The organism is Enterobacter sp. C6 (assembly GCF_008122455.1).
GTDB classification, from domain to species: domain Bacteria; phylum Pseudomonadota; class Gammaproteobacteria; order Enterobacterales; family Enterobacteriaceae; genus Enterobacter; species Enterobacter pseudoroggenkampii.
Window position 1 is genome coordinate 1 of record NZ_QPFW01000185.1, and the last position, 24844, is coordinate 24844.

The window sequence follows — 24844 nt, forward strand, 5'->3', positions numbered from 1 at the left end:
TCAAATCCGGCCCCCGCAACCAATCAAATTTGAAGAAGTAAGCTTCTACAAGAGTAGAATGACGGACGCGGGGTGGAGCAGCCTGGTAGCTCGTCGGGCTCATAACCCGAAGGTCGTCGGTTCAAATCCGGCCCCCGCAACCAACACTTCTAAAACAATAAACACCCTTAAGGGTGTTTTTTTGTATCTGTCGTTTGTGAATTTGCCGGGCGTGAACCCGGCCAAAAGATCTACCCGCGCCGCGCCAGCGTCGCCCCGTCAGAGAAATACGCACGAATCCCTGCAAGAATCGACTCCGCAACCTCCTGCTGGAATTTTGCCGTCTTGAGCTTACGCTCCTCCTCCACGTTACTGATAAACGCGGTTTCAACGAGGATGGACGGGATGTCCGGCGCCTTGAGTACCGCAAACCCGGCCTGTTCAACGCTGTTTTTATGCAGCTTATTGATGTTGCCCAGCTTGCCCAGCACCGCTTTACCAAACTTCAGGCTGTCGTTAATGGTCAGCGACTGCACCATATCAAACATGGTGTGGTCGACGTAGCGATCGCCGCTTTTACCCACGCCACCAATCAGGTCAGAGGCGTTCTGGGTGTCCGCAAGGTATCTCGCGGCGGTACTGGTCGCGCCTTTGGTCGAGAGCGCAAACACCGACGAGCCGCTTGGCTGACGACTGGTAAACGCATCCGCATGGATCGAGACGAACAAATCGGCGCGCTGCTTCTGCGCTTTTGCGACGCGCACTTTCAGCGGAATAAAGACGTCTTCATTGCGCGTCATATAGGCGCGCATATTGCCTTCTTTATCAATCAACGCTTTCAGGCGGCGCGCAATTTGCAGCACCACGTCTTTTTCACGCGTACGGTATTTCCCCACCGCGCCAGAGTCTTCGCCACCGTGGCCAGGATCAAGCATGATCACAATCGGACGATCGCGCCCTGCTTTCCCCGGCTGCGGACCGCTTTGCGCAGGGGGCACCTGACGCTCCAAATCGCCCTTGTTGTAATCCTCCAGCAGGGCAAGAAGCGGATCCTGAATATCCGTCGCATTGGCCGGGTAGAGATCCATCACCAGGCGCTCTTTGAAGGTCGCAACAGGCGCCAGGGCAAATAGCTGCGGCTTAACGTTCTGCTTCAGTTCAAACACCATGCGCACGGTTTGCGGATCAAACTGCCCGACGCGCGCCGATTTAATAAACGGATCGTCACCGCGGATCTGCGCCGCCATTCCTTTCAGCACGGAGTTGAGGTTAACGCCTTCGAGATCCACCACCACACGCTCCGGGTTGCTGAGGGCAAATTGCTTATATTTCAGCACGCGATTGGATTCGACCGTCACGCGCGTATAGGTCGACGATGGCCAGACGCGCACCGCCACGACCTGGCTGGTGGCGGCAAGACCGACCTGACTGACGCTAAGCAACCACATTGCCCCGGCCCCTTTTAACAAACGGCGGCGGCTTATTGCTGAATTGGATCCCGACATGCTTCTCCCGAGCAAGAACACTGACTGATATACAAAATGTCCAGATTGACCGAAAACTTTAACGAATGACGCATAAACTGTCATCTATAAAAGGGTAAACAATCATACGCTAACGCACGGATTACTTACCAATTTCTGTGGGTCGCGGAAAATTTGCGCTTGCACACGCGACCACAATCGAATAAAAATACACAAATTACGAATAAACATTCATTAAGGGTTGTGCCATGGTGAAGGAACGTAGAACCGAACTGGTCCAGGGATTCCGCCATTCTGTTCCCTATATCAACGCCCATCGGGGAAAAACGTTTGTCATCATGCTTGGCGGCGAAGCCATTGAGCATGAAAATTTTTCCAGCATCGTCAATGACATTGGCCTGCTGCACAGCCTGGGGATCCGCCTGGTGGTGGTGTATGGCGCGCGTCCGCAGATCGACGCCAACCTGGCCGCTCACCACCACGAGCCGATTTACCACAAACATACCCGCGTCACCGATGCCAAAACCCTTGAGCTGGTGAAACAGGCGGCGGGTCTGCTGCAGCTGGATATTACCGCTCGTCTGTCCATGAGCCTGAACAACACGCCGCTGCAGGGGGCGCATATCAACGTCGTGAGCGGCAACTTTATCATTGCCCAGCCGCTCGGCGTGGACGATGGCGTGGATTACTGTCACAGCGGCCGTATTCGTCGTATTGATGAAGAAGCCATTCATCGCCAGCTGGACAGCGGTGCCATCGTGCTGATGGGCCCGGTCGCCGTTTCCGTGACCGGCGAAAGCTTTAACCTGACCTCTGAAGAGATTGCCACGCAGCTGGCGATCAAGCTGAAGGCGGAAAAAATGATTGGGTTCTGCTCCTCCCAGGGCGTGGTGAACGATGAAGGAACAATCGTGCCGGAACTCTTCCCGAACGAAGCCCAGGCCCGCGTGGAGGCGCTGGAAGCCGAAGGCGATTACCACTCCGGCACCGTCCGCTTCCTGCGTGGCGCCGTGAAGGCCTGCCGCAGCGGCGTGCGCCGCAGCCACCTGATCAGCTATCAGGAAGACGGGGCATTGCTGCAGGAGCTGTTCTCCCGCGACGGTATTGGTACACAGATTGTGATGGAGAGTGCGGAGCAGATCCGCCGCGCCACCATCAACGATATCGGCGGCATTCTGGAACTGATCCGCCCGCTGGAACAGCAGGGTATTCTGGTGCGTCGCTCACGCGAACAGCTGGAGATGGAGATCGACAAATTCACCATTATTCAGCGCGATAACCTGACCATCGCCTGCGCCGCGCTCTATCCGTTCCCGGAAGAGAAGATCGGTGAAATGGCCTGCGTGGCAGTGCATCCTGATTACCGCAGCTCTTCTCGCGGTGAAATGCTGCTTGAGCGCGTGGCGGCACAGGCGCGCCAGATGGGGCTGAGCAAGCTGTTCGTCCTGACGACGCGCAGCATTCACTGGTTCCAGGAGCGCGGGTTTACGCCGGTGGATATCGATTCTCTGCCGGAGACGAAGAAAGAGATGTACAACTATCAGCGCCGCTCAAAAGTGCTGATGGCTGACCTGGGATAATACGACGCCCTCACCGTCCGGCGAGGGCTTTCGTTCAGAGGGACTCAAATATCGCGCCCAGCCCGCTTCGACGTTCCGTACGGGTGGCAATCGCCTGCACCAGCACGCGTTCATCGGTATACAGCGACAGGCGCTGACGCGCGCGCGTTATGGCGGTATAGATCAGCTCGCGGGTAATGACGGGGGAAAGCTGCGTGGGCAGGATCAGCGCCGCGTGGTTAAATTCGGAGCCCTGGGATTTATGCACCGTCATCGCCCAGGCGGTTTCATGCTCGGGCAAACGGCTGGGCTGGAAAGACTTCACGCTCCCGTCCGGCATCTGGAACCAGACGCGCAGTCCCTGACCGCAGTCGAGCGCAATCCCGATATCCCCGTTAAACAATCCCAGCGCGCTGTCGTTACGGGAGATCATCACCGGTCGCCCTTCATACCAGCGCGAGTGCGGGGTACGGTTAATTTTGCGTTTTTGCGCCAGCAGCTGTTCCAGCCTGTCGTTAAGACCCCGGACACCAAAGGGGCCTTCCCTCAGCGCACAGAGCAACTGATATTCGCCAAACGAGGCAATGACCTGCTCCGGCGTACTTTGCTGTTGTACGTCCGTCAGAAAGCGCTGGTACCCCTGCAGGGCGTCGTCAAGCATCGCCTGATACTCTTCCGCGCTTTGCAGCGATTTTTTCTCAATATCCTTAAAGGTTCCGTCAAATACCGCCGTGGTGGCGCGCCGGTCGCCCCGGTTCACCGCTGCCGCAAGCTGGCCGATGCCGGAGTCGCTGCCGAAACGGTAGCTTTTTTGCAGCAGACACAGGCTGTCGCGAAGCGCCCCTGCTAGCGAATGGTTTTCAGAGGTGAGCGAGCATCCGGTGAGACGGGCTAACTCCTGAGCGCGTTCAGCGGTATATCCCAGGCTGGCATAGGTGCAGATATCACCCAGTACCGCCCCCGCCTCCACGGAGGCAAGCTGGTCACGATCGCCGAGGAAAATGACGCGCGCGTGCGGCGGGAGCGCATCGATCAAACGCGACATCATCGTCAGGTCAATCATTGAGGCTTCATCCACCACCAGCACGTCAAGGTGCAGCGGATTACCGGCATGATAGCGCAGACGCTGGCTACCCGGCTGTGCACCAAGCAAACGGTGCAGCGTGCTGGCCTCATTGGGGAAAAGCGCAAGCTGCTCACCGGTTAGCGGCAGCTTTTGCAGCGCGCCGCCTAACGACTCCGTCAGACGTGCCGCCGCTTTACCGGTGGGGGCCGCCAGGCGAATACGGCACTTTTGCTCACCCGATAACTGAATCAACGCGGCAAGCAGTTTTGCCACGGTGGTCGTTTTCCCGGTACCCGGGCCGCCAGAAATCACCGAGATCCGTCGCGTTAAGGCCACGGCAGCCGCCACTTTCTGCCAGTCTGTCTCGTCGTCAGAGGTGAACAGCGTATCCAGCGTTTGCCGGAGCTGTGCTTCATCGCAGGGAAGCGGGGCGTTGGTCTCGCTGAAAAAGCGCGCTACCGTCAGTTCGTTACGCCAGAGCCGATTAAGATACAAACGCTCGCCGACAAGGATCATCGGCGTCCCGGTATCGGCTCCGCTCACGGCAGGCGAGCCGAGTAGTATCTCCTGCCAGTCCACTGCGTCACCCAGCAGTGCGAAGCACGCCTGTAAAACCGGAGGCATCTTCTCATCCACCGCCAGACGCGACAGCGGCAGACACACGTGCCCCTCCCCCGCGTCTTTGCTCAGAATGGCGGCGGCAAGCATGACGGCAGGCTCCTCGCCTGCCACCATCATGGCGAACTGAACATCCAGGTGGCGCAGTAATCGTTGTTCAACCGCGTCCAGCAGTAGCGCCTGCATCGTCATGCCACCTCCTCCGTGCCTGCAGCAAACAGGTTATCCATTTTTTCAATCAGTTCCGCAGCCGGACGCGTGCTAAAGATGCCGGAACGCGGGTCGTTAGCATCCACTCCGCGCAGGAACAGGTAAATTACGCCGCCAAAATGCGCTTCGTAGCGGTAGTCGGCCATGCGATGACGCAGGTAACGGTGCAGCGCCAGGGTGTAAAGCTGGTACTGCAGATCGTAGCGATGCATTTGCATGGCCGCGGCCATCGCGTCTTGCGTGTAGGCTTCGCTGCTTTCACCCAGCCAGTTCGATTTGTAATCCAGCAGGTAGTAGCGCCCTTCGTGGCGGAAAACCAGGTCGATAAAACCTTTGAGCATCCCCTGCACCTGGCGGAAGTTCAGCGGCGGGCACCCGGCGGATAACGGATCGTACTCGCGGATCACCGCATCAAGCGCCTCTGCCCTGAGCGGACTGGCGATGGGGAGATAAAACTCCATCTCCACCTGCTTATCTTTGGTAGTCAACTGGCTAAGCGAGATCCCCTGCGCGGTGAGCGGAGCATGCAGAACCGCGCGGATCCAGTCGGTGAGAACCGGCTGCCAATGCGCGTCGTAACCACCGCTCTGTAACATCTTCAGCACCCACTCTTCGGAAACCGGCTGGGTAAAATCCAGCTCTTCAAACAGGCTGTGCAAAAACGTGCCTGGAGAAGCGCCGCGCGGGAACTGGTGCGGCGTGAGCACCGGCTCAGCGGGTACGCTACCGGCCCCCGCGGCATCCACGTCCAGTTTTGGCATCAGATCCTGAGCGATACTCTGCCCGTGCTGTTGTAAACCGGAGTAGCTGGTGACGCGCCAGTCGTCGGCTATCGTACGCACAACCTGGCGGGCATGGAGCGCAGAATCACGCAGCTCCGGCATCTGCCAGCGGCTGTTGTCGGGCAGCGAAGGAATATGCAGGGCAACATGCTCAGAGCAAAGGGATTCGATGCACTGGCGCAGGCCCGCCGCGTCTTTGGGTTCACCCTTCTGAATAAGCCGTCCCAGCGCGCTCAGATGAAAATCGCTCTCCCCGCTCTTTTCGCCCCGACGCCGGAACAGAGGCGCAACGCCCAGGCTGCAGTGCCAGACCGAACGGGTCAGCGCTACGTAGAGCAGGCGTAAATCTTCCGCCAGACGTTCGGCCTCTGCCAGCTCAACGCTGGACTCCGCGTTGCTGAGATCGAGCACCGCCTCAAACGATTCGCGATCGTGGTAAAAGGCCTGATCCTGCACGCGGTAATTGGCGATAAACGGCAGCCAGACCAGCGGATATTCCAGGCCTTTTGATTTGTGAATGGTGACGATCTGCACCAGATGTTTATCACTCTCGAGGCGCATCTGCTGGCTGGACGAATTGCTGTTCGGATCGGCAATCTGCTGCGCCAGCCAGCGCACCAGAGCGTGCTCGCTCTCCAGCTGCGTACCCGCTTCCTGCAACAGTTCGCTGATATGTAAAATATCGGTCAAACGGCGCTCGCCGCCTGCTGTCGCCAGCATATTCTCCGCAATGTGGCGCTGCGCCATGAGCTCGCGCACCATTGCCATTACCCCGCGCTTCTGCCATTTTTCTCGGTAGCGAACAAACTCTTCGACCACGGCATCCCATGCGGCTTCGTCATTGTTGAGCGCATCAATATCCCGCGCGTTCAGCCCGAGCATCGCGCTCGCCAGTGCGCTGCGCAGCGTGCTTTCCCGCTCCGGGGCCAGCACGGCCTGCAGCAGCCATAGCATCTCCTGCGCTTCCAGCGTTTCAAAGACGCTGTCGCGGTTTGAGAGGTAGACGGAGGGGATATTCAGTAACGTCAGGGCGTCGCGGATGAGCGCGGCCTCCTGACGGCTACGCACCAGTACCGTAATATCTGATGCCTTTACCGGGGTGGGGTTATCCCCCTTCCACAGCAGCGCGTCACCGCGCGCACCCGCACTGAGCCAGTCACGGATTTGCGCGGCACAGTGCTGGGCCATGGCATTTTGATAGTCGGCAACGCCGCAGCCTTCCCCATCCAGCAGCCAGAAGTTCATGGCAGGCTGCGTCTCGCCGTTGAACTCGAAGCGCAACGAGGCATTTTTCTCAGCAAACTTTACCGGCTGAAACGGGATCTCCCGGAACATAAACGCCGTATCCATGCGGCTGAAGAGCCCGTTGACGCTTTCCACCATGCCGGGAGAGGAGCGCCAGTTGGTATCGAGCGTGTAGTGCGCGTCAACCTCACTGCGGGCTTTCATGTAGGTGAAAATATCCGCACCGCGGAAGGCGTAGATAGCCTGTTTCGGATCGCCGATTAACAGCAGCGCGGTGTCGGGCTGCTGGCGCCAGATACGGCGAAAAATGTGGTACTGCTGCGGGTCGGTATCCTGAAATTCGTCGATCATCGCTACCGGGAAACGGGTGCGGATCGCGGCGGCAAGCGCTTCACCGTTTTCACTGCACAGCGCCGCATCGAGGCGGCTCAGCATATCGTCGAAACCCAGTTCACCCCGGCGGCGTTTCTCACGCGCGACGGCTTCGCGAATTTCCGTCATGGCGCGGGTAATCATCAGATCGTTGAGGGTTAAGGGCTCCGCCAGCAGGAATTCAATCGCCACAAACAGGGGATGCTCAGGGACAATGCCGTCGGCTTTGGTCCGCTCAACCAGGAAACGTTGGGAGAATTTCTCCAGCGCGTCCGGGAGCTGGTAGCCTCGCGTCTCTTCCTGCGCCCAGGCGCTGATCTTGTCGATCCATTTCCCCTGATTGCCACGGTTAAACTTGCGTCGGTCAATCCCGGAATTTTCGATGATTGCGTCAATCTCGCCAACGGACTCAAGCCATTTTTGCTTGATGTCGGCAATCTGCGCGATGATCTTTTCATGCCGTGAGGCCAGCGTTTCATCTGCCGGCGGCGGGGATTTGATGACCGGCGCTTCCCCCTGCAGATAACGATCGATAGCGCGCAGCAGCGCCTCCGGGCCCTTCCACAACGCGTGTACGGCTTCGGCGATATCGCGCGGTAACGGGTAGCAATGGCGACGCCAGAAATCCGCGCAGGCCTGATAGCGAAGCACGGATTCATCTTCAATAAGCTGCTGTTCGAACAGCATGCCGGATTCAAACGCATTCAGGCTCAGCATGCGCTGGCAAAAACCGTGAATGGTGAAGACGGACGCTTCGTCCATCTGTCGTTCGGCGAGGAGCAGCCACTGTGCTGCCTGTTGCTTATCGGCAATCTCTTCCAGAAGGCTCGCGTAGAGAGGGTTATCCGTGCTCTGACGCAGACAGGCGATGCGTAGCTCGTGGATATTGGTACGAATACGGCCCCGCAGCTCAGCGGTGGCAGCCTCGGTGAAGGTCACCACCAGCAGCTCCTCCACGCTCAAAGGGCGTGGAAAAGCGGCGTTGCCGCCAAGCCCCAGCAGCAGACGCAGATAAAGGGCGGCGATGGTGAAGGTTTTTCCCGTTCCCGCTGAGGCTTCAATCAATCGTTCACCCTGCAGAGGTAAACGTAAGGGATCAAGGGTCTCAGCGGTATCGGTCATTCTTTCTTACTCCAGGGCATAGATTGCTGCAGCGCGCTGACGCTTTTCCAGACTTTCCAGCCTTTCGGGTTCACGTACTCCGTTTTCCCGTTCTGGCTACCGGAAACCTGGGACAGGATGGTGATACCCTGCGGCTTAATAACCGCCTGATGGAAGAAGTCGGCAACCTTCTGCGGCGTCAGCTGTTTTATCTCGGCCACTACTTTATCACGCGAATCAAAATTCAGATTACCGCGATCGAAATCTTTGCTCAGCTGCGAGGCTTCTTCACCCAGCGTCTGCGGCGGCTGCATTACCTGCGCGATGACGGCCTGCTGGATCTGAGCAAACTCTTCCGGCTTCATCGCGCGCAGCTTTGCTTCCACCTGCGGGAAGAAGGCCTGGTAACGCTGCCAGAGATACGCCGGCTGTTTGTCGCTGCTTTGCAGCAGGAAGCCCAGCCCCCACTGTCGGCCGACGTTCATGGAGAAGGCAAATACAGCGTAGCCAAGCTGCTCTTCTGTGCGTAACTGGTTATAGAACCACGGCTGAATAATTTGTCCCAGCACGGCGCTCTGCGCTGAGCTGGCGAATTCATCATACCCCGTTGGCACAAAGACCGCGGCCAGCGCGGAATCCGTGCTGTTACCCGTCTTTTCAAAAATCACATTCTGCTTTTTCTCAACCAGCACGTCCTGGTTGCGGCACCACTCGTCGCCTTTCGAACCGAGCTGAGTGCGCACATTCTCCGCCAGGGTTTTGGCCTGATCCTCACTCATGTTGCCGACGATCAGGAACTCCGGACGCGTGTTGGTTTTCAGCGCGTCACGGTACGCCAGCACGTCTTTTAAGGTGATCGAAGGCAGCAGCGCGCGGCGGTCTTCTCGCTGGAAATAAGGAACCTGCGACAGCATTTGCGCCGGCATAAGCGCCAGATCGTAAGCTTTGCCCTTCTCCGCAGAATCCATCATCTGGGCGTACCACGATTTGGCCTGCTCAAGCTGCTCTTCCGTCGGCGTGTAGCTGAAATACCCTTCCAGCAGTGCCTGGAACAGCTGAGGCAAACGCTGGGTATAGCCGTTTGCATTGAGCATCAAACCGTTGTTGGCGTTGGTGGAGAAGCTGATGCCGCCCACGGCCGCCTGGTTGCTGAGCTGATCGAGCGCAATCCCGGCGAGATAATCATTGAGCGCGAACATCACCTGATTTTTGGCGCTGTTCATCGCTTTTGGATTACGCAGCACCACGCTGACATCGGCCTTTGGCTCGCTGGCGAAATAGCGGCTTGGGGTATACACGACGCGCAGCGTTGGCTCATCAATGATCAGCGCCGGGTGCGGGTAATCTTTAGTCGTTTTGGTCAGCGAGAAGTCATCCGGAATATAGGGGTTCAGCTCCGGCAGCTTCAACGCAATCTCCCCGGCCTTTTTCTGCCAGTCGGCGAAGGTCTGTGCGCTGATTTTATCTACCTGATAAGGGGCATCGACAAAGTACGCCGTCTTGTTATGCGGTTCGTTCGGGCTGATGAACCAGATGCGGGCATTCTCCGGCGTCATCATCGCCAGGCGGGATTTTACCGCCCCGGCGTCATACCGGTCGGCAATATTTACCGCATCGAGGGTATGTTCCACCGGCACGCGGATCATGGTATCCGCCAGCCACTCAACGTAATCCATGTCGCGGGTGATGGACGGGTAACGGAAATCGAGATCCAGCACGTGGGCAAGTTCATCAAAATAGCGCTTATCGACGCCTTTCTCGCGAAGTAAAGAGAGGTAGCTGAAGATCGCCGCCACGACTTCATCACGGTTGGCCTGTCCTTTGTCGGTCAGGGTGGCGGAGATCGCCAGCACGCCGCTATTGCCGTTCACAACCGGATCGGAGTCGGCGCGAATGCCTTCCACCAGCCCCTGTTTTTGCAGCCAGTCAGACAGCGTACCCGGGCTACGGTTACCTATCAGGTAGGTGACCAGCTCATCGGTTTTACTGCGGAACTGTGCGGTGTTGTTATCGATGCGGAATTCCACGCGCAGCACTTTGCGCGGCAGCGCCGGCACGTAGTGGATAACGATGCCTTTTTGCGCGTCCGTAACCACCGGGACGTTTATTTGCGGCAGGTCGATATTTTTATTCGGCACCCGGCCAAACGTTTTAGCCGCCATGTCTGCCAGCTCCGGCAACGGTTTATTGCTGTAGATGACCGCTTTCATCAGGTTGGCGGAGTAGTATTTATCGCGAAACGCGTGCAGGGCATCCAGCACCGGGCTGTTCGGTTTGTCGCTTAACGTCTCAAGGTTACCGCCGGAGAAACGCGAACCCGGGTGTGCAGGGTTGATGGTTTCGGCACTGACCTGGGCCATGCGCATACCGTCTCGCGTGCGGGCCATGGTCAGCTCGGCATTCACCGCATTGCGTTCACGATCGGCATATTTTTTATCCAGCAACGGCGCGGCGATGGAATCAGCAAGGCGATCGACCGCCCCTTCCAGCGCATCATTTTCGACTTCAAGATAAAAGGCCGTGCGGTACGGTGCCGTGCTGGCATTGTGGCTGCCGCCATGCATTTTCAGAAATTCGGACAGGCTATCTGGCTGCGGGTATTTTTTTGACCCCATCAGCGTCATATGTTCCAGATAGTGTGCAAGCCCAGGATGAGCGTCAGGATCTTCCAGCGATCCAACCGGCACCACTAATGCCGAAAGGGATTTCACCGCCTGCGGATCGGAAACCAGCAGTACGGTCATGCCGTTATCAAGACGAATAGCCTGATATTGACGGGTATCTTTTTCGCTTTTACGAATAGTTTCCTGAACGGGTTGCCAACCGGAGTCTGCCTGAGTGACGGGTACCCAGAGGGCGAAAAACAAAACAAACGCTTTAAACAAGGTGCTACCTCTTTATCACGGCTACATCATTAACACATTGCGTGCTGGACACGCCAACATCTCTTTATTGGGTACATCAGTCCGTGATAAGAAGTGCATCATAAATGAACACCCCATGCTGCGCAATTTTTATACAACACTCAGGACTGATTAAATTTAAACAACGGCAGCAGGTAGCGCTGCGCCTCTTCCGTGATAGCCTCGAAGTACTCTGGCTCAAGGGTTCGCCATAAGCGCTGATACCAGACATCTTCACCTTCGCCACGCACCATCATGTTACCTTCATAGGCCTGCATAAATTTACTGCGTGCTTTCTGCAGCGAAGATTCATCCGTTAACATCGCATCATTCTGCGTGTCATAACAGGCTTTTATCCAGGCGCCGCCACTTTCCGGTAGTAACAGGAGCGGTTTGTTCATTCCCTGACGGTAGCCTTCAATGTACAAAGACAGATAACCTAACGCCTGCTCGGCTTCCATCGGCGGGAAGCGCCATTCGCCCTCTTTGCGCACGAAAATCCGGCTTTCACCTTTATGACCCCCCGCACTGTAGACAAGATGTTCCAGCCAGAGTTGCAATCCCTGCGAAACGCTCAGCATGGAGGGCCGCCAGCGCAGCAGCCCGTCCGGCTGAACCTGGGTTAACCAGCCCGTGAGCTGTACCCCGTTGCAGTTGAGATCGATTTCAATACTTTTCCCCGGCTGTCGGCACGCTCTCACGCGCTCCGCCAGAGCGGTCATCTCCTGGCACTGCGCCTCCCAGACAATTTCCCCGAACGCGCCGTAGGGCAGCTGACCCGCAGCGCGGTAGCGGCGGTAAAGCTTGTCCGCATCTTCCTCTTCAACCAGCGCATTCAGCAGCTGCAGGTTTAACTGGTAGCGCTCCAGACCTTCCAGCGTAAACGGCTCTGCCTCAGGAATTTCGCTCTCTTCAGAGCGGAAGTTGACCTGCAGTCGTTGCTGGAAGAAGGCGCGCACCGGATGCGCCCAAAACCGCTGAAGCTGTTCGAAGGTCAGAGTGTCGATTGGGTGCGGATCAAGTTCCTGAATGAAATCGGTATGCGCACTTCCCTCTTTTTTCGCCGCCGGTAGCCACTCCTGTGCATAGCTCTGGTGCTCGCTGGCAATATAGTTCACCGGATCAAACGGCATGCGGCTGTGGAAACAGGTGATATGGGCTTTCACCCTCTGCTCGCTTTCATCGCAGTTGCGCGCTTCATCTCCCGGCAGGTAGTGGCTCTGGCCGATATAGTCCACCAGCTCCTGCACCAGTACAGAGGGGAAACGCTCGCTGTTGTCCTGAATGGAACGACCGATATAGCTGATATAGAGCTTACTCTGAGCGGAAATGAGCGCTTCAAGGAAGAGGTAGCGGTCATCATCACGGCGGCTACGATCGCCCCGTTTTGGGTTTGCGCTCATCAAGTCGAACCCCAGCGGCGGCAGCGCCCGCGGATACACACCGTCGTTCATGCCAAGCAGGCAGACCACCCTGAACGGGATAGAGCGCATGGGCATCAGGGTACAGATATTGACAGGACCCGCCAGGAAACGCTGGCTGATTCGCTCCTGGTCAAGCCGCTGCGTCAGCTCATCCCGCAATAGCGACAGCGGGATGGCCTCCTGATAGTGGGAATTCACGCCTTCATCGATGATAGCCTGCCACTGGGTTTCAATCAGCGCCATGGCCGCTTCGGTGTCATTGTCCGGCAGGAAGAAATCATTAAGCAACGCCCTGCAAACCGGGAGCCATTCTTCAAGTGGACGCGGCTGCAACAGCGCATATCGCCAGCGGTTAAGCTGCATTAATAGCGACGCTAAATGCCCCACCAGTTCAGCAATTAACCCGCTGGACTCATCGTAAGGCAGCACCTCATTCCACTCGCCCTGGCTGCTCTCCATGGCGTAGCCCAGCAGCATACGCGTCAGGCCAAATCGCCAGGTGTGCTGCCCGGTTGGGGGAAGCTCGAACTCCTGAACGTTATCGTCATCGATCCCCCAGCGAACGCCAGACTCATTCACCCACTGGCGAAGGTAGCGCAGGCCCTCTTCATTGATGTTGAAGCGTGTAGCCAGTACGGGAACATCCAGCAATGCCAGGACATCTTCGGAGATAAAGCGGCTATCCGGCAGTGACAGAAGAGTGATAAACGCCTGCAATACCGGATGCGACTGACGGGCACGACGGTCAGAGATAGCGTAAGGCAGGTATCGCTCGCCCGTCGCGCTGCCAAAGACGGCCTGAATAAAGGGACTGTAGCTGTCGATATCCGCCACCATCACCACGATATCGCGTGGCGTCAGATCGGGATCCTCCTGCAGCATCGCCAGCAGTTGATCGTGAAGCACTTCGACCTCACGCTGCGGGCTGTGGCAAACGTGGATCGTGACGCTGCGATCGTCAGGATCCAGTTTTCGCTTATTATCGCTGCGTTCGAACTCGTTCGCCGTCACGCCCATGACGGCACGATTTTCCAGATCCAGGATATCTAACTGAATATTATGTAGCAGGCTGTCCGGGGCGATCTCAACAAAGGCATCCACGTCACCTTCTCCTGAGGAAGTGATGTCTGAAAGCATATGAATGTAGTCACGTCCCAGCTTCCCCCATGAGGCAAGCAGCGGATTGGGCAGGTTCTGGATACCGTCTTCATCGAAAAGCTGCCCGGCAGTCGAGCTGTCTTTAAACAGCGGGACGGCACGTTCTTCAAAAAGGCGCTTTCTTTGGCGGCTCACCAGCCGCGCAAGCCAGCGTTCGTCGAGGATATCCCCCCAGTATTGTCGGCAGGGGTTGGTAAACAAAATATGGATATCAATATGCTTACCCAGCGCATTCAACGCCTTTAGATAGACAGGGGGTAATGCGGATATTCCGCAGATAAAAACGCGTGACGGCAGTAGGGCCGGGCGCTCCGACGCATTTTCAAGTATCGAGATAAACCGCTCGTAGAGATTGGCACGGTGCCACTTAGGCTGGCCCAGTTTCTCCGTATGCTCTACCAGCGCTTTCCACAGCGGGGCCTGCCATATTTGCGCCTCCGGCAGGCCTTCAATCAACTCGCCCGCTTCCCAACGAATTAACCAGTCAGAACGGTAAACAAGGTATTGGTCATAAAGATCGGCGGTGCGCGATGCCAGCTGGAACAGCTTGCGCTTGTCGGTATCGTCATTGAGGTAGTGACGCAGCATGGCGAATTCATCACGCTGCAGCATGTCCGGCAGCAGCGCCATCAGCTTCCAGCTCATGGCCTGCTTGTTGAAGGCGCTCTGCTCGGGGATGTCCGGCAACACGCGAACAAACATCTCCCAGATAAAGCTCGCGGGCAGCGGGAAATCAATATTCGCGGCTATGCCAAATTTACGGGAAAGCGACATTTGCAGCCACTGTGCCATACCGGTGCTCTGCACCAGCACCATTTCGGGCTCAAAAGGATCGTCAAGCCGCTCGCGCTCAACGATAAATTCCATCAGTGCTTCCAGCACATCCAGACGATTTGAGTGGTAGACCCTTAACATAGACGCTCCCGACTACTGGCTAACCGGGCAATGCAGACGCGTTATCTCACCGCGCCGCCCCAGAGGAGAAATAAGTGTAGCCGTGATGCTGACACATCCTGCGAGCGTTGTCTGCCCCCGACTGGCCTGCCAGCCTGCGGGGAGAACATTTGTTGAGAGTTGAGACTGATTCCAGGCATGGTGCCAGAGCTGGCGATACTGGTTAAACACGCTAAACCGCGCCGCCAGCGCCCGGTGATAACCCGACAGAGCCGTCACGACGATCACCAGCAGCATCATCGCCAGCAGGACCTCCACCATGCTAAACCCTTTTTCTCGGCTCACGGCAGCTGACATAACGCGCTCTCCTTTAGTGGACAAAAATCACTCCAGCCGTGAGGCGAAAAGCGAATTTTCCCGTCGACAATCTCTCCTGCGCGCCAGAGCAGCAGGTCACTGTCTCCGGCAATCAGCAGTACACGCGCCTCACTCAGCTGGCGCAAACAGACTCGCCACGCCGATGTCTTTTTGCACTGAACCTGCAGCTCTGATGACCAGCTCTGAACCCGTCCCCACTCAAGCGCGGACTGTACCTTCGCCTGCTGCTGAAGCGAGCGGCTCTCGCCACCAACGAGCGCGCTAAATATTGTCAGCTGCTGATTGAGACCCGACAGGATCAGGGTACCGAGCACCAGTAAAAGCAGAACCAGGGCCAGTGAAGACATTCCGCGTTGACGATTCACAGGTTGTGCCCCGTGACCGTATACGAAGCCTCCCAGGGCTCCCCCTGCCCGCCTTTACGCATCGCGGCCAGTTCGATATTTACCTCTGGCGCAAAACCGGCATGTTCAACTTTGCTCACCACAAAGCGCGTGATTACCAGCCTGTCCGGGTCCGTGAGCTTTTCCCACCCTTTTCCTTCACACGACGTCGCCCCACGCTGGGTTTCCAGCGCGCCGGATTCCAGACGAAAACCGGTGCTGTCATTTTCTGATGCGCTGCTATCCCAGTTGCCGTTACTGTTGGCATCCCAGCGTACAATGACGCAGCCTCCAAGCCTCTCGGTCACCAGCGCCTGTCCCTGACAGTTTCCCGCACAGTACCCCGCACGCTGAAGCTGTTTGCCCAGGGCAAACAGGTGTTGCCAGACCTCTTCCTCCAGCTCTCTCTGGCCGGATTGCAGTAAGACTGCCCGCTGTAAGCCGGGTAAAAAACGCGACGCGCTTATCAGCAAAAGGCTGCTCATCGCCGTGGCAATCAGCACTTCAGTCAGTGAGAAACCGCGCTGCCTCATCAACATGAACCTCCTTCAGAGACCTGACACATCCTGATGCGTCCTCCATTTGAGACAATAATCAGCCATGCTCCGGCACGGTTTTGAACGCGTATCCGCCCTGCCCACGCTGTATCCCTTAATCCATAAAACCCCAGCGACGGTGTGACCTCACTGACCTCGACCTCAGGCCAGAGCGGAATCAGCACAAAGGGACTCTCCTTCTTACAGCCCTGCACGGCAGAGCTCACCAGACAGTCCCCGCCTCCCACCCGCTGAAGGGTAATAAGATGGTCGCTGTTGTGCCGGTTGGCATGGTTGCGCAGAAACAGCAGGTAATCTCGCACCTGACTGGCGGTTTGCCACAGCCGCTGCTGTCGTTGCCAGCTGTCCCAGCCGTACAGACCTGAGGCGCTGAGGATAACGACAAGCGAAACGGCGACAAGCGTTTCGATAAGCGTAAAACCGTTCTCTTTTTTCATACCGGGAGTGTGGCGAAGCGCCGTGAAGATGACGAGCGACGGATCCTCGTTTTACGAGGTGTTGTCCGGAGAATTGGGAGAGTTGCAGCGCGTTGCACGCTTTCTGGATAGCGCCTCGGGAAACGGGATAAAGGCGAAAAAAAACCGGCGCTAAATAGCACCGGTTGTGTCACGCTTTATCGCATCAGATAGCGACGGGCGCTTTGATGCCCGGATGCGGGTCGTAACCCTCAATCTCGAAATCATCAAAGCGGTAATCAAATATTGATGCCGGTTTGCGTTTGATAATCAGCTTCGGCAGCGCACGCGGTTCGCGGGTCAGCTGGAGATGCGTCTGTTCCATATGGTTGCTGTAAAGATGGGTATCCCCACCGGTCCAGACAAAATCACCCACTTCCAGGTCGCACTGCTGCGCCATCATGTGAACTAACAGCGCATAGCTGGCAATGTTAAACGGCAGGCCGAGGAACACGTCACAGGAGCGCTGGTAGAGCTGGCAGGAAAGCTTTCCATCCGCCACATAGAACTGGAAGAACGCGTGGCACGGTGCCAGCGCCATTTTATCCAGCTCGCCGACGTTCCAGGCGGAAACGATGATTCGGCGCGAGTCCGGATCGTTTTTCAGCTGGTTCATCACGGTGGTGATCTGGTCAATATGGCGGCCATCAGGCGTTGGCCATGCGCGCCACTGCTTACCGTAAACCGGGCCCAGGTTGCCGTTTTCATCTGCCCACTCGTCCCAGATTGAGACGTTATTTTCGTGCAGATACGCAACGTTGGTATCACCTTGCAGGAACCAGAGCAGTTCATGAATGATCGAGCGCAGGTGGCAGCGCTTTGTCGTCACCAGCGGGAAGCCTTCTTGCAGATTGAAGCGCATCTGGTGGCCAAAAATGGAGAGCGTACCGGTACCGGTGCGGTCGTTTTTCGGCGTGCCCTCATCGAGCACTTTTTTCATCAATTCAAGATACTGTTTCATGGTTCCTCAGGAAATTTGTTGCTGTGGACGACGACGATACGCCCAAATCATCATAATGGCACCCGCGACAATCATCGGAATGGAGAGGATCTGCCCCATGCTGATGTACTGTACCCACTCGCCGGTAAACTGTGCGTCAGGCTGGCGGAAGAATTCGACGATGATGCGGAACGCGCCATAGCCAATCAGGAACAGCCCGGAAACAGCCCCCATCGGGCGCGGCTTGCGAATAAACAGGTTGAGGATGATAAACAGCACCACGCCTTCCAGCGCCAGCTCATACAGCTGAGACATATGGCGCGGCAGAACGCCGTAGGTATCGAAAATGGACTGCCACTCCGGATGCGATGGCAGCAGCGCGATGTCTTCTGCGCGGGAGCCCGGGAAGAGCATCGTGTACGGCACGCTCGGGTCGACGCGGCCCCACAGTTCACCGTTGATAAAGTTGCCCAGACGACCAGCGCCGAGACCAAACGGGATCAGCGGTGCGATAAAATCTGAAACCTGGAAGAAGTTGCGTTTGGTGCGTTTGGCAAAAATCACCATCACCAGAATCACACCAATCAGGCCGCCGTGGAAGGACATGCCTCCGTCCCAGACGCGGAACAGATAGAGCGGATCGTTCAGGAATACCGGGAAGTTATAGAACAGCACATACCCGATACGACCACCGAGGAACACGCCGAGGAAGCCCGCATACAGCAGGTTTTCAACTTCGTTTTTGGTCCAGCCGCTGCCAGGACGGCTGGCGCGACGGCCAGCGAGCCACATGGCAAAAATGAAGCCCACCAGGTACATCAGACCGTACCAGTGAAGCGAAACAGGTCCTACTGAGAAAATGACCGGATCAAATTCCGGAAAATGCAGATAACCACTGTTCATCTGTCACCACAAGATGTTGTTATTCCGCTGAAAGTGGACAGCGGTAGAAATGCGATTCTGCTGTAAGCAGAGGCTCCAAAGTTGCGAATCATAGCACAAGGCGGGCGCGGAGGATGCGCCAGAGATGTAAAAGATGTGTATAGGGTTTTATGCGCGCTGGCGCCCTCACCCACAGGGAGAGGGCGAAAAACGATTAGCGGCCGCCGCGGATCAGACCGCCCATACCGCGTCGTTCCATAAACGCCGCGACCTGGTGGCGGACTTCCGTTGCCAGCTGCGCCTCAAGGCTGCGTTCAGCCAGCTCGCGGGCATCATTGATGTCGATATGCCGCAGCAGGTATTTCACGCGGGCGACGGCGCGACCGTTCATCGACAGATGGCGGAATCCCAGACCAATCAGGATCGCAACGCACATGGAATCACCGGCCATTTCACCGCACAGGCGTAAATCAATACCGTACAGCTCCGCTTCACGGGCGATCATCGCTAACGCGCGAATGATCGCCGGATGCAGGCTGTCGTAGATACTGGCGACGCGAGTATTGTTACGGTCGACGGCCAGGATATATTGCGTCAGGTCGTTCGTGCCGACAGAGATAAAATCAACACGGTTTGCCAGCTGCGGCAGCATAAAGACCATAGACGGCACTTCAAGCATCACACCAATCCGCGGTTTCGGGATCGCATAGCCGATCATCTCTTCCACTTCGCGGCCAGCACGTTCGATCAGCCGTCGGGACTCGTCGATCTCATCGATGCTGGTGACCATCGGCAGCAGGATGCTGAGATTGCCCGTCGCCGCGTTGGCGCGCAGCATCGCACGTACCTGGATCAGGAAGATCTCCGGCTGATCGAGCGTAATGCGGATCCCACGCCAGCCCAGGCACGGGTTTTCTTCGCTGATCGGCATATAGGGCAGCTGTTTATCCGCCCCGACATCCAGGGTACGCAGGGTGACAGGTTTGTCGTTAAACATCTGCAGCATCCCCTGATACTGTGCCACCTGCTCCTCTTCGGAGGGGAAACCGCTCTGCAGCATGAACGGGATTTCAGTACGATATAGGCCAATACCGTCGATGCGGCTGCCAAGCTTTTCTTCATGTTCAGGGCTTAAACCGGCGTTGAGCATGACTTTGATCCGCTCACCGCTCTTCAGCTGTGCGGGCAGGTTAACGTCATCTTCAGCCAGCTTGCTTAATTCATTCTCTTCGCTGATAAGACGCTGGTACTCCTGGAGCAGAACCGGCTCAGGATCGACCAGCAGCTCACCGCGATAGCCGTCGACCACCAGCGTACGTCGGTGCAGTACCGACGGCTGAATGTCCGCCCCCATAACGGTAGGGATACCCAGCGCGCGCACCATAATGGCGGCGTGTGAGTTGGCGGCACCATCGCGCACCACCACGCCGGCCAGCCTGTCCTGGGGCAGTTCAGCCAGCGTCGTTGCCGAAAGTTCGTCGGCAACCAGAACAAACCGTTTTGGCCATGCATTCGGGCCCTGAATGGTGTCATCAAGATGGAAAAGCAGGCGCTGCCCCAGCGCGCGCAGATCGCCTGCCCGCTCTTTCAGGTAACCGTCGGTCAGTGCCGCAAACTGGTCGGCAAATTTTTCGATAACCTTCTTAACCGCCCACTCCGCGACCGAGCCTTTATCCACTTCCGCAAAAAGCTCACGACGCAGGCGCGCATCGGAGAGCAGGTGCGAATAGAGGTCAAAGATCGCCGCCGTCTCTTTTTGCGCGCCTGCGGCAAAACGTTTGCTGTAACGACGAAACTCATTCGCCGCCTCTTCCAGCGCGGCGGTGAGACGCTCGCGCTCCAGCGCTTCATCAAGCGTTGAGGCTTCGTAAACCTGCTCCATCAGCGGCAGCGTAGCGTCCATCCAGCCTTCAGCTATCGCCACGCCTGGCGATGCCGGAAGGGCACGAATGCGCGTATGGCGATACTGACCAAAAAGCGCGGCAAGCTGGGACTGGGAGAGGATCGCCGCCATCTGCGTGGCCAGCGTGACGAGGAAAGACTCCTCGCTTTCGTCGTACTGACGTAGCTCACGCTGCTGGACGACCAGCACGCCGAGCAGCTGGCGACGCTGGATAATCGGCACGCCAAGGAAAGCGCGGAAGCGCTCTTCTTTTACGGAAGGGATGTATTTAAAGCTGGGGTGTTTTTGTGCGTCAGCAAGGTTGATGGGTTCAGCCAGCCGCCCGACCAGACCCACGATACCTTCATCAAATGCGAGCGTTACGGTGCGTCCGCGTGGTTTTTTCAAACCACGGGTTGCCATCAGGTAATAGCAGCGCCGATCGTGGTCGGCCAGATACACCGAACAGACCTCGGTCTCCATCGCAAGGCAGATGTCGGTGACCAGAATATTCAGCGCCTCGTTCAGACGCGGCGCGCTGGCCACCTTCTCGACTATTTCTCGCAAGCGGGTGAGCATGATTTGCGTAGCTTAACCTCTTTTACGTCGCCAGGCAGGTGCGCTCTGCGGCTTAGGCGGGATCTCCTGAAGCTGCATTACCACACTTGCAAACTCTTTCATCACCCTACGGTAAACATCGCGTTTAAATGACACGACCTGACGAACAGGATACCAATAGCTCACCCAGCGCCAGCCATCGAACTCCGGCGTACTGCTGGTTTGCATATTGATGTCTGAATCGTTGCCCACCAACTGCAACAGAAACCACTTCTGTTTCTGGCCGATACAAACCGGCTTTGTGTCCCAACGCACCAAACGTTTCGGTAACTTGTAACGCAACCAGTTGCGGGTCGAAGCCAGGATGCGAACATCTTTTCGGCTTAAACCGACCTCTTCAAAAAGCTCCCGGTACATCGCTTGTTCTGGGGACTCTCCCGGATTGATCCCGCCTTGCGGGAACTGCCAGGAGTGCTGACCATATCGCCGGGCCCACATCACCTGGCCCTGACGATTACAAATTACTATTCCTACGTTCGGGCGGTAGCCATCGTCATCAATCACCGGACTACCCCAAACTAAACCTTATATATGAATGATTGTTTCACACTACAGGGAGGCGGTAAACCACTCTCTTACAGGGCTGCAACCTAATAACATTTGAATAACTCACAAATAAGTGCTGAGTTATAAACAGATGAGTGGCAGTGAAGGGAATTTTATTCACCTTTTCTGTGGATATAGTTGTGAAGAAGTGTCTGATTACCGATGAACAACCTTAAACGCTGCCATATCCACTCTTTCACCCGAATTCAATAATGCAATTATTTTCATATAGTTAAATGTATTTCCATGAACACAAAACAGAATAGCGTGACGATCATCACATCAGGGATCGTCGTGCTGATGAAAGATCGAACAGCGTCGGTTTTATCCACAGATTGTGCCAATAAGTTAGTCACAATTTGTTTGAAAATTCGATTTTCATCGCACGTCAAGGCTGTAAATTGAAACAGTAGTCAGGGTTATGCCCAGTTATCCCATTTTTCTGTGGATAACATGGTGTAAGATCCTGTTCATTGTCAGTGACCAGATTTGAACAACCGGTTTTCTGACTCGGGTGAAACGATTTCAAACCCATAAAAAAACCTATAAATCATACACATGGAATATTGGTACAGAAATAGTTAAACTCTATCCACAGGGGACAATTTCTTCGTTTATTTTTTAATCAAAAGGTTACCGTCATGCATCCGCTTACACCCTTGCTCTCACCGCCGTCCAGCGAGGGCCAGTTGCTCCAGCAGGCACAGCGTCTTGCGGGCTTTTCGCTTGGCGAGCTGGCGGCAATGGCAGGGCTTCCGATCCCGAAGGATCTTAAGCGGGATAAAGGCTGGATCGGCATGCTGCTTGAGCTGTGGCTGGGTGCGAGCGGAGGGAGCAAACCCGAGCAGGATTTTGCAGCACTTGGCGTGGAGTTAAAAACCATCCCAATAGATAGCCAGGGCAAGCCGCTTGAGACCACCTTTGTCTGCGTTGCGCCATTAACCGGCAACACCGGCGTGACGTGGGAAACCAGCCACGTTCGCCACAAGCTGAAGCGCGTGTTGTGGGTACCGGTTGAAGGCGAGCGACAGATCCCCCTGGCTGACCGTCGCGTTGGCGCGCCGCTGCTCTGGAGCCCGAACGAGGATGAAGAGCATCAGCTTCGGCTGGACTGGGAGGAGCTGATGGACATGATCGTTCTTGGGCAGGTAGAGCGCATCACCGCCCGACACGGAGAAGTGTTACAGCTGCGTCCGAAAGCGGCCAACAGTAAAGCGCTTACCGAGGCCATCGGCGCACAGGGTGAGCCGATACTGACGCTGCCGCGCGGTTTTTATCTCAAAAAGAATTTCACCGGCGCGCTCCTGGCACGTCATTTCCTGTTAAAAACATAGTTTTTTACTTATTTTGCGAGCTCTCAAACATAATCGACTGCTTTTTAAGATTTTACTGCTTCCTCAAGTCGCCATATCGGGTTAATACTAGATTATGATTTGATACGCGCCAGATGAGGACGATAACGATGAAAAAATGGGCAGTGTTAGTTTCAGCAGTCGGTTTAGCGTTTGCCGTATCGGGCTGTAGCAGCGATTACGTCATGGCGACAAAAGACGGTCGAATGATCCTGACCGACGGCAAACCCGAAGTTGACGATGATACCGGTCTGGTCAGCTACCGCGATCAGGAAGGCAATAAAATGCAGATCAATCGCGACGAAGTATCGCAAATTATCGAGCGATAAACAGAGAGAGGTCAGTCGCTTGCTGACCTTTTTGATTTTTTTCTTCCCCTTTTGCTTCCCCTCTGCCATGTTTATATTCCTTTGTCGGGCACGCCCTGACGCGGTCTATAAGTCTACTGAGGAAGCCGGCTATGCATTATCACCGTATCCCCCACAGCGCTCTGGAAATAAGCCAACTGGGGTTGGGCACGATGACATTTGGTGAACAAAACAGCGAAGCCGATGCCCATGCACAACTCGATTACGCCGTCAGCCAGGGGATTAACCTGATTGATGTCGCGGAGATGTACCCTGTTCCGCCACGTCCGGAAACGCAGGGACTTACCGAAACCTACGTCGGTAACTGGCTGGCAAAACACGGCAACCGTGAAAAGCTGGTGATTGCCTCAAAAGTCAGTGGCCCCGCACGCAACAACGATACCGGGATCCGCCCGAATCAGATCCTCGATCGCAAGAATATTCGCGCTGCGCTGGACGCCAGCCTGAAGCGCCTGCAAACCGACTATCTCGATCTGTATCAGGTGCACTGGCCTCAGCGCCCAACCAACTGCTTTGGTAAGCTCGGCTACAGCTGGAATGAGAGCGCCCCCGCCGTGACGCTGCTGGAAACGCTGGAAGCGCTGACCGAATGCCAGCGCGCGGGAAAAATCCGCTATATTGGCGTCTCTAACGAAACGGCCTTTGGGGTCATGCGCTATCTGCACCTGGCGGATAAACACGATCTGCCGCGTATCGTGACTATTCAGAACCCGTACAGCCTGCTTAACCGCAGCTATGAAGTGGGTCTGGCCGAAGTGACGCAGTATGAAGAAGTGGAACTGCTCGCCTACTCCTGTCTCGGCTTCGGCACGCTGACGGGGAAATATCTGAACGGTGCAAAACCGGCCGGGGCGCGTAACACCCTCTTTAGCCGCTTTACTCGTTACAGCGGCGAGCAGACGCAGAAAGCCGTTGCCGCCTATGTGGATATCGCGAAGCGTCACGGTCTTGACCCTGCGCAGATGGCGCTGGCCTTCGTGCGTCGTCAGCCGTTTGTTGCCAGCACCCTGCTGGGCGCGACCACGATGGAGCAGTTGAAAACCAATATTGCGAGTTTCAATCTGAACCTGAGTGAAGAGGTGTTAGCGGAGATTGAAGCGGTGCATCAGGTTTATACTTATCCTGCACCGTAATAAAAGCAAAACGGCAACGCACGTTGCCGTTTTTAGGGTTTGCTCCCTCTCCCTGTGGGAGAGGGCCGGGGTGAGGGCATCAGGCCGCACTTATCAGCGGCGACGTTGCCAGATCCACAAACCCGCAATCGCCAGCGCAAACAGCCCACCAAACCCGACGCCAATCCCCACCACCGGCACGCCCACTTTTACCGCCAGCGAGTAGAGCCCCAGCATTAACAGCATTGCCAGGTTTTCCCCCAGGTTTTGTACCGCGATGGCATTGCCTGCCCCGACGGTCTGTTTGCCCCGCTCCTGCAGTAACGCGTTCAGTGGCACCACGAAGAAGCCCCCCAGAATACCAATCAGGATGAGGAGGACATACGCGGGCAATAACGCATGCTGCAGCGAGAAGATCAGCACCACGACGCCAATCAGGATCCCTGCGGGCATGCAGCGTGCTACCGTCTCGAGCGTCACCAGCTTCGCCGCCGCGCCTGCCCCCACCACAATGCCGATGGCCACCATCGCATTCAGATAGGTCGGCGTCGCGTTGTCAGTAATCCCCAGCGCCAC

At 56.4% G+C, this 24844-nt stretch carries 17 protein-coding genes, 1 tRNA gene and 1 pseudogene; 5 read left to right on the forward strand and 14 right to left on the reverse strand.

The features are described 5' to 3' along the window. The first annotated feature begins 66 nt into the window (after positions 1–66). Positions 67–143, forward strand: a tRNA-Met gene (locus DOU50_RS06625). A gap of 87 nt (positions 144–230) precedes the next feature. Here DOU50_RS06625 and amiC read toward each other — a convergent pair. Then, positions 231–1484 carry an N-acetylmuramoyl-L-alanine amidase AmiC gene (amiC, locus tag DOU50_RS06630; RefSeq protein WP_032648118.1) on the reverse strand — a complete coding sequence of 418 codons (1254 nt, stop codon included), beginning with the start codon at positions 1482–1484 and terminating at the stop codon, positions 231–233. Positions 1485–1711: 227 nt separating this feature from the next. Here amiC and argA point away from each other — a divergent pair, with 227 nt between their 5' ends. Next, complete coding sequence (gene argA, locus DOU50_RS06635; RefSeq protein ID WP_008499655.1) at positions 1712–3043, forward strand: amino-acid N-acetyltransferase; 1332 nt, start codon at positions 1712–1714, stop codon at positions 3041–3043. A 34-nt stretch (positions 3044–3077) separates the two neighbouring features. Here argA and recD read toward each other — a convergent pair whose 3' ends face one another. From recD to rppH, 12 genes are all read right to left on the reverse strand, one after another. Continuing rightward, a complete protein-coding gene (gene recD / locus DOU50_RS06640; protein ID WP_148769075.1) occupies positions 3078–4898 on the reverse strand; it encodes an exodeoxyribonuclease V subunit alpha in 1821 nt (606 codons plus the stop codon). Next, positions 4895–8437, reverse strand: a complete 3543-nt coding sequence (gene recB / locus DOU50_RS06645) for an exodeoxyribonuclease V subunit beta (RefSeq protein WP_148769076.1) — start codon at positions 8435–8437, stop codon at positions 4895–4897. The genes recD and recB overlap by 4 nt, the downstream gene beginning before the upstream one ends. Next, positions 8434–11301, reverse strand: coding sequence for a pitrilysin (gene ptrA, locus DOU50_RS06650; protein ID WP_148769077.1), 2868 nt, complete (start codon positions 11299–11301; stop codon positions 8434–8436). The genes recB and ptrA overlap by 4 nt, the downstream gene beginning before the upstream one ends. Before the next feature lie 140 nt (positions 11302–11441). Next, positions 11442–14816 (reverse strand): exodeoxyribonuclease V subunit gamma, encoded by a 3375-nt coding sequence (gene recC / locus DOU50_RS06655; RefSeq protein WP_148769078.1) that lies wholly within the window; start codon positions 14814–14816, stop codon positions 11442–11444. Between the two features lie 12 nt (positions 14817–14828). Continuing rightward, complete coding sequence (locus DOU50_RS06660; RefSeq protein ID WP_148769079.1) at positions 14829–15152, reverse strand: prepilin-type N-terminal cleavage/methylation domain-containing protein; 324 nt, start codon at positions 15150–15152, stop codon at positions 14829–14831. Beyond that, positions 15137–15538 (reverse strand): DUF2509 family protein, encoded by a 402-nt coding sequence (locus DOU50_RS06665; RefSeq protein ID WP_148769080.1) that lies wholly within the window; start codon positions 15536–15538, stop codon positions 15137–15139. Before DOU50_RS06665 ends, DOU50_RS06660 begins: the two co-directional genes overlap by 16 nt. Continuing rightward, positions 15535–16095 carry a prepilin peptidase-dependent protein gene (locus tag DOU50_RS06670; RefSeq protein WP_148769081.1) on the reverse strand — a complete coding sequence of 187 codons (561 nt, stop codon included), beginning with the start codon at positions 16093–16095 and terminating at the stop codon, positions 15535–15537. Before DOU50_RS06670 ends, DOU50_RS06665 begins: the two co-directional genes overlap by 4 nt. Beyond that, the gene (locus tag DOU50_RS06675; RefSeq protein WP_148769082.1) at positions 16089–16550 is read right to left on the reverse strand and encodes a prepilin peptidase-dependent protein; all 462 of its coding nucleotides are present in this window, start codon (positions 16548–16550) and stop codon (positions 16089–16091) included. The genes DOU50_RS06670 and DOU50_RS06675 overlap by 7 nt, the downstream gene beginning before the upstream one ends. A 184-nt stretch (positions 16551–16734) precedes the next feature. Further along, the gene (gene thyA / locus DOU50_RS06680) at positions 16735–17529 is read right to left on the reverse strand and encodes a thymidylate synthase (RefSeq protein ID WP_014885081.1); all 795 of its coding nucleotides are present in this window, start codon (positions 17527–17529) and stop codon (positions 16735–16737) included. Between the two features lie 6 nt (positions 17530–17535). Beyond that, positions 17536–18411, reverse strand: a complete 876-nt coding sequence (lgt, locus tag DOU50_RS06685; RefSeq protein ID WP_023309046.1) for a prolipoprotein diacylglyceryl transferase — start codon at positions 18409–18411, stop codon at positions 17536–17538. 193 nt (positions 18412–18604) lie between these two features. Further along, a complete protein-coding gene (gene ptsP, locus DOU50_RS06690) occupies positions 18605–20851 on the reverse strand; it encodes a phosphoenolpyruvate--protein phosphotransferase (protein WP_148769083.1) in 2247 nt (748 codons plus the stop codon). Positions 20852–20863: 12 nt separating this feature from the next. Beyond that, positions 20864–21394 carry an RNA pyrophosphohydrolase gene (gene rppH / locus DOU50_RS06695; protein ID WP_013098553.1) on the reverse strand — a complete coding sequence of 177 codons (531 nt, stop codon included), beginning with the start codon at positions 21392–21394 and terminating at the stop codon, positions 20864–20866. A 683-nt stretch (positions 21395–22077) separates the two neighbouring features. Between rppH and mutH the strand changes: the two genes are divergently transcribed. From mutH to DOU50_RS06710, 3 genes are all read left to right on the forward strand, one after another. Next, entirely contained in the window at positions 22078–22770 is a 693-nt protein-coding gene (mutH, locus tag DOU50_RS06700) for a DNA mismatch repair endonuclease MutH (RefSeq protein WP_148769084.1), read from the forward strand. A 128-nt stretch (positions 22771–22898) separates the two neighbouring features. Beyond that, positions 22899–23117, forward strand: a complete 219-nt coding sequence (locus DOU50_RS06705; RefSeq protein WP_008499668.1) for a YgdI/YgdR family lipoprotein — start codon at positions 22899–22901, stop codon at positions 23115–23117. Between the two features lie 131 nt (positions 23118–23248). Continuing rightward, positions 23249–24289 (forward strand): NADP(H)-dependent aldo-keto reductase, encoded by a 1041-nt coding sequence (locus DOU50_RS06710; RefSeq protein ID WP_024909298.1) that lies wholly within the window; start codon positions 23249–23251, stop codon positions 24287–24289. Between the two features lie 93 nt (positions 24290–24382). Here the strand turns inward: DOU50_RS06710 and DOU50_RS06715 are convergent. Next, positions 24383–24844, reverse strand: a pseudogene (locus DOU50_RS06715) (MFS transporter); the annotation flags it as partial.